Source organism: Neobacillus sp. FSL H8-0543, from assembly GCF_038592905.1.
In the GTDB taxonomy this organism is placed as follows: domain Bacteria; phylum Bacillota; class Bacilli; order Bacillales; family Cytobacillaceae; genus Neobacillus.
This window is the reverse complement of sequence record NZ_CP151943.1, coordinates 1,850,884-1,866,112: the sequence shown is the minus strand read 5'-3', so window position 1 is coordinate 1,866,112 and position 15,229 is coordinate 1,850,884. Positions and strand designations below refer to the sequence as shown.

The 15,229-nt window shown below is 38.4% G+C and carries 7 protein-coding genes; all 7 read left to right on the top strand.

Annotation, left to right across the window (positions count from 1 at the left end; all coding sequences use genetic code 11):
• Positions 1-400 precede the first annotated feature (400 nt).
• The 7 genes from NSS81_RS09375 (at position 401) to NSS81_RS09345 (ending at position 15,219) form a co-directional block, all read left to right on the top strand.
• Entirely contained in the window at positions 401-3,388 is a 2,988-nt protein-coding gene (locus tag NSS81_RS09375) for an EAL domain-containing protein (protein WP_342433232.1), read from the top strand.
• Between the two features lie 350 nt (positions 3,389-3,738).
• The gene (locus NSS81_RS09370; RefSeq protein WP_342433231.1) at positions 3,739-5,136 is read left to right on the top strand and encodes a multicopper oxidase domain-containing protein; all 1,398 of its coding nucleotides are present in this window, start codon (positions 3,739-3,741) and stop codon (positions 5,134-5,136) included.
• Positions 5,137-5,447: 311 nt separating this feature from the next.
• Positions 5,448-8,300: a leucine-rich repeat domain-containing protein gene (locus tag NSS81_RS09365; protein ID WP_342433230.1), complete on the top strand. Its 2,853-nt coding sequence runs from the start codon at positions 5,448-5,450 to the stop codon at positions 8,298-8,300.
• A gap of 706 nt (positions 8,301-9,006) precedes the next feature.
• On the top strand, positions 9,007-10,242 hold the full coding sequence (locus tag NSS81_RS09360) for a sugar ABC transporter substrate-binding protein (protein WP_342433229.1): 1,236 nt from the start codon (positions 9,007-9,009) through the stop codon (positions 10,240-10,242).
• A 136-nt stretch (positions 10,243-10,378) separates the two neighbouring features.
• Positions 10,379-11,314, top strand: coding sequence for a sugar ABC transporter permease (locus NSS81_RS09355; RefSeq protein WP_342433228.1), 936 nt, complete (start codon positions 10,379-10,381; stop codon positions 11,312-11,314).
• Complete coding sequence (locus tag NSS81_RS09350) at positions 11,314-12,135, top strand: carbohydrate ABC transporter permease (RefSeq protein WP_342433227.1); 822 nt, start codon at positions 11,314-11,316, stop codon at positions 12,133-12,135. Before NSS81_RS09355 ends, NSS81_RS09350 begins: the two co-directional genes overlap by 1 nt.
• A 33-nt stretch (positions 12,136-12,168) precedes the next feature.
• Complete coding sequence (locus NSS81_RS09345) at positions 12,169-15,219, top strand: glycoside hydrolase family 2 TIM barrel-domain containing protein (RefSeq protein WP_342433226.1); 3,051 nt, start codon at positions 12,169-12,171, stop codon at positions 15,217-15,219.
• Positions 15,220-15,229: the final 10 nt, after the last annotated feature.

The window sequence follows — 15,229 nt, the reverse complement described above, 5'->3', positions numbered from 1 at the left end:
AATGTTATGTTGATAGTGTTGCCCATTGGGGTGTGAATATTTGAATAAATAGAAAAGCTGTGTGATAAAACCGGGCAGGGCAAGCGGAAGATGCATGATTGTTGTCTGAATGAGGGGTTGCTGCAGACGAGGAGCGAACCCTGTTACGGTCGATGAAGGGAGGTTCCATCGACCCAAATCTAAAGAGCCAAAAGAACCATCTCCCTGGCGCTACCCCTGATTCTAAAATGGAAATAATATAGCAGTTATTGTATTATGACAGTATAATGGTAGGCATTTTTTCTAAACTCATAATTTCTATGTTTCAGGTTATTTGTATGTGTGAGGTAATGAAAAGATGGCAGGTTAACCGCATTTTTGTTTCATTTTATTGACATTAGGCGAGGAGTTAGTTGCTGTAATGAAAAGATTTTTTCAGGAGACAAAAGAACCATTGGTTGACTCGATATTTGATGAGAGCGAGTTGAATCTTCAAATTTATGAGCACCTGAATTCTGTTATCAAATTAGACATGAACGGAAACCTCGTTTCACATAACCAGGCATTTGCTAAACAATATGGATATACTGAGAGTGATTTTAACAAGCCCTTTTTAGATGTTTTTATCAAATATGAAACACTTGAACAAAAAGAATTTTTTAAAAAATCAATCCTAGGCGAGATGCAAAGATTTGATGCTGTAGGTCGCTGTAAAAATGGACAGACGATTGATATCAATGTCACACTTATTCCGGTCGAAACGGAAGTTGGCATGGTTATCTATGTAATTGTAAAAAATATTACAGATAGTAAAAATCAGGAAAAAGAGATCCATCTCTTCAAACAAGGGCAAAACGTATTTAATGAATTTGAAAATATTTGCAATTTCTACTACGATGCCGTTAACGATCACCATATTTATTCTAGGCAACTACCGATTATTTTTGGAATAAATGAGAAACAAAATTTTTCACCTACACTTAAACAATTATTACTATATGTTTATTCTGACGATCTCCCTTTAGTGGAAAATACCATTCAAGATGCTATAAAAAATAGGACTGGGTATCAAATGGAATATCGGATCCTTAGAAAAGATGGAACGGTCCGTTATGCTTATGAACAGGCGGAAATTCTTCTTGATAATAAGGGGAAATTAGATGGTTTAGTTGGTTTCATTCAGGATATAACAGACAGGAAAATTTCTGATCAAGTAGCAGCGAATCAAGTAGTAGATTCTGATCAATTTTATCAGTCGCTTTTTGAAAGTAGCTTAGATATGGTCATCTATACTGATTCTTATGGAGCCATTGCGCAGACAAATAGTAAATTTTCTGAAAACCTAGGATACTCAGATCAGGATATCCTATTAGGTCCAATCGAACGTTTTCTTCCTTCTAGTGAAGTCTCAACATTTAGAGAGTTTTTTGAAAGGGTTCTATCTGGTAACAACCAGCAAATGAAAACGGTATTTCTACATAAAGCAGGAAACCCTCTTCAGGTTCGTCTGGAGGGGATACCCACAATAGTTGATGGGAACGTGGAGGGTGTTTTTGTGATCGCTACGGATATATCAGAAACAAAGGAAATTGAAGTAGAGTTGAATCAAACAGAATTAAAATACAAAAGTTTAATCGAACAAGCTTTCATTGGAGTGTTTATTCTTGAACAAAACGGACAAATAAGCTATGGGAATCCTAAATTTTTTCAAATTTTAGGTTCAAAATTCAACAGTGAATTGAATATTTGGGATTATATTCATCCAGATGACCAACTCAGTCAGAAATCCATTTGGCATTACTTAATGAATGGGGATGATGGTGTCAATCATTCTTTTAGAATCATTAGGAAGGATGGGACTCTAATCGATATAGAATCCCATTCAAAAAAGGTGTACCTTGAAAATAATAGACCTACGGTTATTGGAACGATTCAAGATGTTACAGCACGGAAAAAAGCAGAGGATTTAAATAAATATTTAGCCTATCATGATGCTTTAACAGACCTACCGAACAGAAGGTTATTCCAGGAAAAATTAGAACAAACATTAGTGACTAGTCAAAAGTTACAGCAAAAGTCAGCAGTCCTGTATTTAGATTTGGATCGCTTTAAATATATCAATGATACTCTTGGTCATCCCATTGGAGATAAGTTACTCAAACAAATTTCATTAAGATTAAAAGGGCTTATTCGTGATCATGATGTTCTTGCACGTCTTGGCGGAGATGAATTCGCTTTAATATTACCTAATATTTCCAGTGTTGACAGGATTATTGATTTTTCAAAGGAAATCATTAAATCATTAGAGGATCCTCTTCCTGTTGAAGATTATGAACTTTTCATAACAGCAAGTATTGGGATCAGTGTTTTTCCAAATGACGGGGAAGACGTTGAAACCATCATAAAGCATGCAGATTCCGCCCTATACAAAGCGAAGGACAAAGGAAAGAACACTTACCACTTTTATACTCCTTCGATAGATGCGGAATCCTATCGAATATTTACCTTGGAGTCAGATCTCAGAAGAGCATTAGAATTAAATCAATTAGAATTATATTATCAACCCAAAATTTGTACGATCACCAATCAAATTATTGGTGCCGAAGCCCTGATTCGTTGGAATCATCCTCAGTGGGGGGTTGTCTCACCTGGTGAGTTTATTCCGATAGCAGAAGAAACGGGGATCATTCTAGAAATCGGAAAATGGATTAAAAAAATGGCCTGTATCCAGAATAAAGCATGGCAGGATGCTGGCCTACCATTGATTCCAGTGTCCATCAATCTCTCGGCTCATCGCTTCTTAGAAAAAGATCTACTCGAAAATATTAAGGGAATATTAGCTGACACTAAGCTCGACCCTAAATACTTAGAAGTCGAAATAACGGAAACATTCCTTTTAGAAAATGAGAAGGTGGTTTTCTCTGTTTTAGATGGAATAAGAAAGATTGGAATTCGTATTTCATTGGATGACTTTGGGACAGGATATTCTTCGCTCTCCTACTTAAAAAGATTTAAAGGGAGAATTGACACCTTAAAAATTGATCAATCTTTTATTAATGATTTAAGTAGAACCGATGTTGAAGGCTCAAATTTTATTACAAAAACTATAATCGATTTAGCCCAACATCTAAATATGGATGTTGTTGCTGAAGGTGTAGAAACGGTAGAGCAACTGGAAATATTGAAGGAGTACAATTGCGATACGGTTCAAGGGTATTTATTTTCTAAACCTGTCCCAGCTGAAGAGTTTGCTTCCCTCTTGCGGAATGGAAAAACTGTAATCCCAGAAATTCCTAACACAGACGAAAATATCGATATTGAAAATAGACGAAAGTCCTTCGATATTGATCTTGATGGTCCATTACGTGGATCTTTTGGCCCTCATTCAAATTCATGGAAAAAAGGTTGAACTCGGCAAATCTGAGGTATGGATTAGACTTTTTGAAAGACCAAGGGGCAGGTTCTTATGGCTTTTTGAGCTTTCGCTAACTATTGGAAATAGAGAATGGGACAAGGGGGCTGAACTCCTTGTCTTTTTTTAGAATGGTCTCCTGGGCTCCTATTTGAATTTTTCCTAATTCCTGTTTACCATTGATTGGGAGAATCTAAAATGTGAGTTCTATTATTTATATAATAAGAGATGCTGCAGAATCCTATTTTGAAAGGAAGTAAAAGAAGAAATTGAAATCATATAATAAATTTATTATCCCGATATTTATATTATTTTTTATTGGATTGACTGGCTGTGGGGATAAAAAAGTGACAAATGTTGGGAAGCTAGACTTTGAGAATCCATTAAACATCCCAGAGCTTGTCGAACCTACAGTTGGACCTGATGGCACAAAACATTTTACCTTAACGATGCAAACAGGAACGACAGAGTTTTTGCCTGGAAAAAAAGCTGAGACATGGGGTGTTAATGGTTCCTATCTCGGTCCGACCGTTAGGGTTTCTCGTGGTGACAAAGTAGCCCTTGATGTTGTAAATAATTTGCCGGAGACCTCAACCTTGCACTGGCATGGGATGAAATTGCCGGCAGTGATGGACGGAGGACCGCATCAAATGATTGAAGCGGGAGAAACGTGGACACCCCATTGGACAATCGACCAACCGTCGGCCACTACCTGGTACCATCCTCACTTGCACGGAAATACAGCCCAACATGTTTATCGGGGACTTGCGGGCATGTTTATAATAGAAGATGAAGATTCCAAAAAATTGCCTTCTGATTATGGTGTCAATGATATCCCACTCATTGTACAAGATAAGCTGTTTACTAGTGATGGGAAGCTATCAGAGAATGACGATACGACCTTTGGATTGCTAGGCGATGAAATACTTGTGAATGGAACGCATGACCCGTTTCTTAAAGTGACGGAAAATCAAGTTCGCTTTCGACTGCTTAATGGTTCGAATGCGAGAGCGTATAATTTTGGCTTTGCTGATGACCGTTCTTTTAAACTTGTGGCAAATGATGCCGGCCTCCTGCAAGCGCCAGTCACAATGGACCGTTTCCTATTAAGTCCCGGAGAACGTGCCGAGATTGTTGTTGAATTTGAGCCTGGCGAGGAAACGATTCTCCACAGCTACAGCAGCGGTGCGGGTATTGAAAACGGTGAATTCGATTTGTTGAAAATTGTTGCAGCTGATCAATTAACAGAGTCAACTCCAATAGCCGGACAGCTTTCTAGTGTAGCTCCAATTGAGGCTCCAGAGGGTGCTACGGTAAGGGAATTCAAAATGACGATGGAATCAATGATTAATGATAAAAAGATGGACATGTATCGAATTGATGAGGTTGTTCCAGCGGGCACCAAGGAAATTTGGATCATTAATAATTTTGGCTGGTCTCATAATTTCCACATTCATAATGCGGCGTTCCGCGTATTGGACGTAAACGATAAACAGCCTGCAGAATATGAAAGAGGCAGAAAAGATACCGTGTATATTCCTAATGGCTCAACGGTTAGACTTGCTGTGGAATTTGGGGACTACCCTGACCCTAATACCCCGCTTATGTATCATTGCCACCTATTAAAGCATGAAGATGATGGGATGATGGGCCAATTTTTGCTTGTCGAACCTGGGACAGAATCACAAATACCAATGGAACTGCCTAAAGGTGGTAGTGAATATCAGGAGCATGAGCAACATTAATAAAGATGATTTTAAAAGGACTAGACTCGGGAGAAAGAGCTAGTTCTTTTTTTTTGACCAAATTCCGAAAAAACCGTGGAAAAACCTTGGAGTGGTTCTGTTAGCCGAATCATGACAGATTCGTGAACTGGAGAAAAGCCGGTGGATCAGCCCCCTTGGCACTGAACCAGTGAAAAGCCAGTGGAACTGCCCCTCTGGCACCTTTCTTTAGGAAAACGAAACATGTAAAATTTTAGAAAAATCTGCTATTAAATGGCACTGCGGCGGTATATAATTATTTTGCTAGTAATCTTTTTTTAGGAGGAGAAGGTTTGCGCAATCGAAAAGGGATTCATTTTTCTATCGTACTCGTATTATTATTTTCGTTGTTTAGTCCGTTTGCTAGTTTGAAGACCTATGCTGCTTTAGGGTTGGATTTATTGGATGTTACGGAGAAACAGAACTCTACTGTTCTTGTTTGGCAAGTGGCGAATGACGAGGGAGAAGAACTAACAAACTACGAATTAATCAAAAATGGTGAAGCAGTGAACATTGAGCCAGTCCTATTAAATGAATCGGCTGAAGACAATGTAAGAAGGTATTCCTACGAAGATCAAGATGTCGAAAGAAATACTTTGTATACATACGAAATTGCTGCCTACCCATCCACGGGTGAAAAAGTAGTTAGTGCGCCGATGGAACATACTTTTGTTGGACAAGCAAATGATGTTCAAATTAACACGGCAGAGGCCACTGATGCAGATGTCGTCACAACAAATATCAAAGTGGTGACAGACCAAGGAAATATTCCTTTGGATTTTGTTTTTTTCATTGAGGGTGTTAACGAAGAGGGTTCTGAAGTGAGTTATTATGGGTATTTGGATGAGGAAGGCTTTTTTGTAAACTCCGAATCTGAGTCCCGTGACATCGAACTTCCAGCAGGAACTTACAGTTTGTTTACTGAAAACTACTCAACAGGTGAAGAGATTAGAGTTGATTTCACCATTGAGAGCGGGAAGGATTATGTAACAAATCCTATTGAAATCGTGTTGCCTGACGATCAAATGGTACTGAAAAAGATGATCCAGATTGAAGGAACAACGGATCAATCTATTTCAATCGGGTGGGATGGTCCTTACGATTCCAAAGGAGTAAAAAAATACCTTGTTTATTTAAATGGCGAGTTCGTTGATGAAATTACCGATCCATACACTACGACTTATACGTTTTCAGAATTATCGCCTGAAACGTTATACCAGGTAAGAGTAGACTACTTCTACAAGGATGGAACAACTGAGTCCGTAAGTGCAGATGTCACTACATCAGCGATTCCAACAGGCGAAGTCGTTACTTTTGCTGATGAAAATCTAAAAAATGCGATCAAAAATCAATTAAAAATCAATCATCGTGACCTTTACACAGATGATATGGAAAAGTTGACTTCTTTAGATGCCAGCTTTGCTGAGATTACGGATTTATCAGGTCTTGAGTTAGCTGTCAATCTTGTTGAGCTTATGCTTTATGGTAACCAGATTGAAGATCTCTCACCGCTTGCGAACCTGACAAATTTAGTGCATCTAGATTTAGATGAGAATTTAGTTACGAGTCTTGATGATTTAAGGATGTTAGTTAACCTTGAGAACTTGTTCTTGGCCTTTAATCAAGTTGAAGATATTCAAGTCCTTACTGAACTTCCGAAACTCACTTATGTGACGTTATACGGTAACGACGGTCTTGACTTTTCAAAGGGTTCAGAGGATTTTGAGGTATTAAAAGACCTTATCGAAGCAGGTGTTACGGTTGATTGGGGTTCTGAAACCTACGAAATATTCATTCGGGAAGTTACCGAAAATTCGATTGGAGTCGAATTTAGTTTCCCAGGAGTGGCTGATCTCATAAGCGGGTATCAGCTTTACCTTAATGGTGAGTTCGTGACAGAAATTCCAGTTGGTGAAAATTTTTATGAGTTAACGGGTCTTGAGTCATTGATAGAATACGAGATTAGGGTAGATGCTGTCGATGAAGCTGGTTTTGTTTGGGGAAGTGCTTATTCTTATGTGAGCACACTGCCTGTACCAGCTGGTGAGATTGTTCAGTTTAAGGACCTGGCTCTGGAAGAAGCGGTACGTGATTCCTTGCATATTTACTCACGTGATTTATACGAGAGTGATATGAGTGTTTTAACAAGCTTGGATGCTACAGACCGGGGGATTGAGGAGCTCGACGGATTAGAGTTGGCAATCAATCTTCAGGTATTGGTGCTGGATTCTAACTCGATTCGTAATCTTAAGCCAATAACTGGGTTATCCAATTTACTCTTTTTATCGTTAAGTGATAATCAACTGTCAGACATTTCAGGTTTAGGTGCGTTAACCAACCTGGAATCGTTAATACTGGATGACAATGAAATAAAGGATATTCGTATTCTATCTTCTTTTTCAAAGCTTATGATGCTGTTCTTGCAAGGGAATAAAATAGAGGATATTACTCCGTTGACAGGCTTGAATATTGAATTTCTTAACATCGGCTTTAATGAAATTGAAGATATATCAAGTTTACTAACATTAGAGAATTTACAAGTTGTCCTACTAATGAAGAATCGCCTTGATTTAACGGAAGGTTCTGAAGCTCTTTCTGTAATTGAGAAATTGGAAGCTAATGGGGTCACGGTCATGTATGAATATCTCGATATTTCCGTCGATCAAGTAACCGAGAATTCTATTGAATTGAGCTGGGAGCCTGTTACGAAGGATGGCTACGAGGATTACCGCTACTTTATCATAGTAGATGGTGAGGAAGTAGCAACGGATTTAGAGGAGTCTTCCTATATCTTAACGGATCTTTCTCCGGATACGGAGTATAAGATTGAAATCGTTGGATTAAACGAGGAATTTGAACGTGTCATTTACGGAACAACCGTTGTCACTACGGCTGCAGGTGAAGATGAACCTGGAGATGGAACGGATGAATCAGGTGAAGGGACTGATCCTGTTGGAGAAGATAAGACTCCAGATGGTCAAGTAACGGAAAATGGTTCGACTCCTGATAAAAATGAAGGACAAAAACCAGGAAGCAGCTTACCAAACACAGCAACTAACAGCTATAACCTGTTAGTTATTGGATTTGGAATTGTTGCGGCTGGAATTATTTTCTTTGTTGTCAAACGGAGAAAATTAGGTAAATAGAGATAGCAAGTGAAGGTTATCTTGCTTTAAAATTAAAAAACCGCGCTGTTTCGTGAAAAGTGAAGAGTTATATAAGAAACAAGCCATCCATTAAGGGTGGTTTGTTTTTATCTGGAAAAAAGAAAATCACCCCGCCGTTCGAGGTAATAGGTTGGTTCGCATAAATAAACATTCATAATAAATTAACGATGATCTTTATCCAGCCGAAAAACGCAATCCATAAAGGAATACTTAACGAAGTGCCCCATATTAATCCTGTAGAGAAATTTCCGTGCTCGTCCATGAAATCCACTCCCTCTTTATAGATTATCTTTATGAATGTCTAGATATATTTAAATTACTAGAATTGAAAACGCCTTAATTATTATAGAAGAAATGGGGTTATTACCAGCATAAATATGGTAGGATTCCGAGGTGAGAAAATAACAATAATATCTTTTAGGATATCAAATAGCAGATGAGATAATTGGAGAAATCTGTAACCGTAAAGACGTTTTTCTTCGACAAGCTCCTACAATTGACCAAGGAGTGAATACAAGAAATAGCAGAAGGACCTCCCCCGTCCTTCTTGGTGAAATTCACCACGTTGTTTTATCTGATAATTTTAAATTAATGATAAATATTTTAGTAAAAACCGTAATGAAAGCATTTACTTTTAGTAAAAATGCAATTATACTAATCCTATAAACTACTAGGGGGCAACAATATGAGGTTATCTAAAACGAAACTATTTTTTCTTTTTACTATCATAACCATGTTACTTTTATCAGCATGTAGCTCAAAAGGTTCGAACGGGGAAACAGCTAAAGATGGAAAGAATACGATCAGATTTGCGACTTGGGATGTTGGTGATGATGTTGAGTTGCAGCAAAAGCTAATTGATCAATTCAATACAGAGAATTCTGATATAGAAGTAGTTTTAGAGGCTTACGGTGGGGAATATGACACTAAAATCACGGCAGGTATCGGAGCGAAGGATGCTCCAGATATCATGTATATGTGGAATTACCCTCAATATAAGGATGCTTTGGAGCCACTCGATTCTTATATAAAAGATAGAGGCGAAGAGTATAAGAGTAATTTCTATGAAACATTATGGAATTATAACTCCGTGGATGGGGATATTTACGGACTTCCAGTAGGTTATACGACGCATGTTGTTTACTATAATAAAGATTTATTTGATGCAAAAGGGCTGGAATACCCACAAGCTGGCTGGACATGGGATGATCTTCAGGAGACAGCAAAGAAGCTGACAGATAAAGATAAGAAAATCACAGGTTTTGCCTTCCCAGGACAGCCGGATCCATACGATTTTGAAATGTATTTATGGGGCAATGGTGCTTCCTATGTAGATAGTAAAGGGAATTTAGATGGTAACCTGAATTCAGACAAATCAATTGAAACATTTACTATGTTCCAAGATATGTTGGAAAAGGAAATTGCGATAACAACAGAAGGCTGGGGCGACACTGAAATGAAATCAGGCAAGGTAGGTATGTTTATTAACGGTGCTTGGTACCTTACCGCCTTTGAAGAAGCTGGAATTAATTACGGTGTAGTTGAAATCCCAGGATTTGGAGTTAACCCTGGTGCAAGTATTGTTAGTTCTTCTGGTATTGCTATGTCGAAGGATTCCAAGAATAAAGAAGCTGCTTTTAAATTTATGGAGTTTTGGACAGGTGAACAGGCAAATAAAGAAAGAATTTCCTTTGAACTTCCAGTCCTAAAGAGTGTGGTTGAGTCGGAAAAACTTCAAGAGGATCCAATTAAACAGGTATTTTACTCGATGCTGGAACAAAGTGAAGGATACACACCAACATCATTTATTATTGATGACTGGAGCAAGTTATCAGAGGATTTGAGTTTAACCTTTGAACAAATATTTAACCCAAGTACACGATTTGAGCCTGAAGAAGCTTTAAATAGTGTAGTCAAGTAGAGTTTTTTGATTGAGTAGAATGAGAGTGTATCCAGGAAAACGGGATATATTCTCATTTTCTACTATGTGCTGAAATTAAACAACAATGATAGTCATCTCATTTTTCAAAAGGTCAAACCAATTAAGAGGGAAATTTATGTTTACTAAAAAGAAAAAACAACAGAAATTCACATTAGTCCGTAAAAGAGTGCCATATTTATTTATCTTGCCTTGGATCATTGGGTTTCTAGTGTTTACATTGGGGCCTTTAGCTTTTTCATTAGTGATGAGTTTGTTTGATTGGCCTATTGCAGGTGAAGCGAAGTTTATCGGAATAGACAACTTTACTAAGATGTTTACAGCTGACCCTCAGTTCTATAATTCTCTGGGAATCACGTTAAAGTTTGCGTTAATCTTTGTTCCATTAAACCTCTTCGTTGCCTTGGTGCTCGCACTTCTTATTACACAGCCAGTCAAAGGGATTAAGATATTCAGGACGATCTTTTATTTACCGGCAGTTGTATCGGGCGTTGCAGTGTCGATTATTTGGGGTTGGATGTTTAACACAGAGTACGGCGTTCTAAACTATATACTCTCTTTGCTTGGTATCGAAGGACCAAGCTGGCTGATTGATCCTACGTGGGCCATTTTTATTATTGTCATCGCAAGTGCCTGGGGAGTAGGGACGATGATGCTGATTTTCTATACAGATATTAAAGGAATACCGAAAGAAATGTATGAGGCTGCATCCATTGATGGAGCGGGGCCTATCAGACAATTTATTAGTATTACGATTCCTACCATTACACCAACGATTCTATTTAATGTGATTACATCCGTTATTGCAGCCTTACAGCAATTAACGTTAGTGCTGCTGTTAACCGGCGGCGGACCATTAAAATCTACTTATTTTTATGGATTATTTGTCTATAACAATGCCTTTAAACACCATGAACTGGGTTATGCAAGTGCAAACGCATGGTTTATGTTTATCATCATCCTGCTACTAACATTATTAATCTTTAAATCATCCTCTGCATGGGTATTCTATGAGGCTGAGGTTAAAAGGGAAAGAAAAGGAGGTAAAAAGTAATGAAGCTTTCAAGGAGATTTAAAATCATCGTTTATACCATTCTTGTTATTTTTTCACTTTACTTCTTATTTCCTTTTATCTGGGCGTTAATCACTTCACTCAAGTCTGAATCGGAAGTTTTTAGTTACCCGCCAAGATTTATCCCTGATTCCTTCTTAGTTAGTAATTTCATTGATGCCTGGAATAGCCAGCCTTTTGGAACGTATTTTAAGAACTCGATGATTGTAACAGTGCTAACGACAATCGGCCAGGTTATTTCCTGTTCTTTAGTTGCCTATGGCTTTGCCAGGTACGACTTTAAATACAAGAATATTCTCTTTATCCTGCTCCTATCAACCATGATGATTCCATGGGATGTTACGATGATTCCACTTTATATGGAGTTTAACTTGTTTGGCTGGATCAATACATTAAAGCCATTAATCGTTCCTGCCTTCTTTGGTTCTGCATACAATATCTTTTTGTTACGGCAGTTTTTAATGAATATTCCAAAGGATTTAGAGAATGCGGCCAGAATTGATGGAGCCAATGAGTTCCAAATTTTTTATAAAATTTTCCTTCCTATAATGAAGGCACCTTTAACATTGATTGCCGTATTAAATATCATTTTGGTGTGGAATGACTACTTAGGTCCACTTATTTATTTAAATGATCAAGCTAAATATACGATGGCACTTGGTTTAGCATCCTTCCAAGGAGTCCATGAGCTGCAAATTATCCCAATTATGGCAATGACACTCGTCATGATCATTCCGCCAGTCATTGTTTTTGCGTTTGCGCAGAAATATATTGTTGAGGGAATTAGCGGCTCAATTAAGTAATAAAGTTTGGGGGAAGATATCATGCAACGGGAAATGAAGAGATGGGAAAATATCCATCTTACAGCACTAAACAGGCTTCCGGCACATACTGATTTTTATAGATACAGTGAATTCAATGAGGCTCTTACATTCATAAAGGAAAATAGAAAAGGCTATGCATCACTTGATGGAGATTGGAAGTTTTTATTTTTAGCGGCACCGGAATTTTCGCCTGTTAATTTTGAAGCAGCAGACTTTGAGATTGATCGTTTGGATGATATTGTTGTGCCTTCTTGCTGGCAGTTGAAGGGTTATGGAAAAATGCACTATACCGATGTATTGTACCCCTTTCCAATTAATCCTCCCTTTGTTCCACAGGAAAATCCGACAGGGATTTACTTCAAGGATATTGAGTTAGAGGATATAAAGGAAGCGGAAAAAATCATCATAAAATTTAATGGTGTGGATTCAGCCTTCGATCTCTATGTGAATGGGGTTCATGCAGGCTACAGTAAGGGATCGAGAATGCCGTCGGAATTTGACCTCACAGATTACGTGAAAAACGGAAAAAATAGAGTAACCGTTCGCGTTTACCAATTTTCAGATGGTACCTACTTAGAAGACCAAGATATGTGGTGGCTTTCAGGGATCTTTAGAAGTGTAGAGTTGTATCGAGTAAATCAAGATACACTTGAGGATGTTACGATTGAAACCCTCCCGGATGACGATTTTAAAGATTTCACGCTAGTCTTAAGCGGAAGGTTTTTGACGAGTACTGTTACCGGAATGACCGTGAAGCTTTTTCAAAAGGAAAAAGAGATTGATTGCTTTCCTGTTGAAGTTGTAAATGGCGAGTTCCGGGTATTGAGGAAAATGGTCAATCCATTATTATGGAATGCCGAGGAACCTAACCTATATCGTGCTACACTGGAGTATGAATTTGTCAATGGGGAAAAGGAATACGTTCCCTTACGATTCGGAGTAAGATCGATTGATATTGTTGATAATGAAATGAGAGTGAATGGAAAGAGAATTTTCTTTAACGGTGTCAATCGGCATGATTTTAACCCTGTCATGGGCAGGACCGTCACTTATGAAGACATGCTTCAGGATGTCATTTTAATGAAACAGCATAATATCAATGCGGTTCGAACCGCCCATTATCCAAATAATGATGTTTTCTATGATCTTTGTGACGAGTATGGACTCTATGTGATTGATGAAGCGGATCTTGAATGCCATGGCTTTGAGAACACAGGGAATTATAACTGGTTAAGTGACAATGAACTGTGGGAAAAGCAGTATGTCGATCGGGCCGTCAGGATGGTGAAACGAGATCGAAATCATCCTAGTGTGATTATTTGGTCGTTAGGGAATGAATCAGGTGCAGGCAGAAACTTCACCGCTATGTATCAGGCAATCAAAGAAATTGATCCTACTCGATTGGTCCATTATGAAGGAGATCGGGTTGCGGCCTATAGTGATATGTATACGACGATGTACACTAGATTGGATGCATTGGAAGAGATCGGCAAGGATGCTGAAGGGAAAAAGCCACATATTTTATGTGAATATGGCCATGCGATGGGAAATGGACCAGGGGGCCTGACAGAGTATCAAGACGTAATGAGGAAATACCCGAGGTTACAGGGCGGATTCGTCTGGGAATGGTATGACCATGGAATCGAAACGATAGATAAAGATGGAAATACCTATTATTTATACGGCGGCAATTTTGGGGATTTTCCTACGAATGGAAACTTCTGTATTGACGGCCTGGTGTTTCCTGATCGGACACCATCACCTGGACTGATAGAATATAAAAAAGTGATTGAACCGATTGTAACCGAAGCGGTAGACCTTCCACGCCTAAAAATTAGAGTTAAAAACAGATATGATTTTAGAAACCTGGAAGATATTCAGCTACATATTACCGTCAAATCTTTTGATCGGGTAATTGAAGAAAAGAGTATCTCCCTGCCGAGTATTCACGCCCAGGAAGTAATGGAAATCACCTTACCTGTCAATCTTGAAGAAGCATTAACCTACGAGGATGTTCGCATTGGGTTAAGTTATTCAGAACCGGACAGTACACTGTATGCAGGTGAAGGCCATCTCATAACCAGCGAAAGTTTCTTACTCGAATCGACAAAGATAATCAAACAAGTGGTAAGTAATCATCGTAAGTCAGAAACAACGATTGACATCGTGGAAGATCAAACACAGCTGATGGTGCATTCGGATCGATTTAAAGCTGTCTTTTCGAAGGTTCATGGTGTTCTCTTATCCTATCAAATAGATGGGGAAGAGATTATCAATAAGGGGCCAGAACTTACACTTTGGAGAGCGATCATCGATAATGATATGTATAAGAAAGATGATTGGATAAATAAGTACTTTTTAAAAAATGCGAAGGAACAATTTGTTTCCCTTGCCTATGTAGTAAATGAAGATTATATAGATATTGAGATTAAAAAATATCTATCTAGTGTGAATCAAGCCTGGGGCTTTGAGCTTCACTATCATTATCGAATCACTCAGGATGGAGTCTTAAATCTCCACTTGAAAGGCTATAAAGTGATTAGAGGAAAAGAAATCCCTGAAATGCTGCCAAGAATCGGACTAACCATGCATCTAAACAACGAGTATGATGATGTGACTTGGTATGGACGAGGAGATTCGGAGAGTTACCAGGATAGCAAGAGAAGCCAAAGTATTGGCCTTTACCGTAAAAGTGTAGAGGAAATGCATACGGATTATGTCTATCCGCAGGAGAATGGGTCAAGATGTGATACCTCATTCTTAGCATTAACGAAGGGAAATCAATCGATTTTAGTTAATTTTAAGGAATTAAGAGATTTCACTATTCATGACTATGAAACGAGTGCATTAGAGGAAGCAACACATCGCGGCACTATTAAAAAGTCACCATATAATGTGCTAACCATCGATTATAAACAAAGTGGTCTGGGAAGCAATAGCTGTGGAGAGGAACAACTTCCAAGCTACAGAGCAGCAATAGAAGACTTTGAAATCGGGATGGAAATAAGGAAGATTCACAGTGACGGCCTGGTTGCGGAAAGTAAATTTTTTAGAGCGAGATAAAGTGAAACCT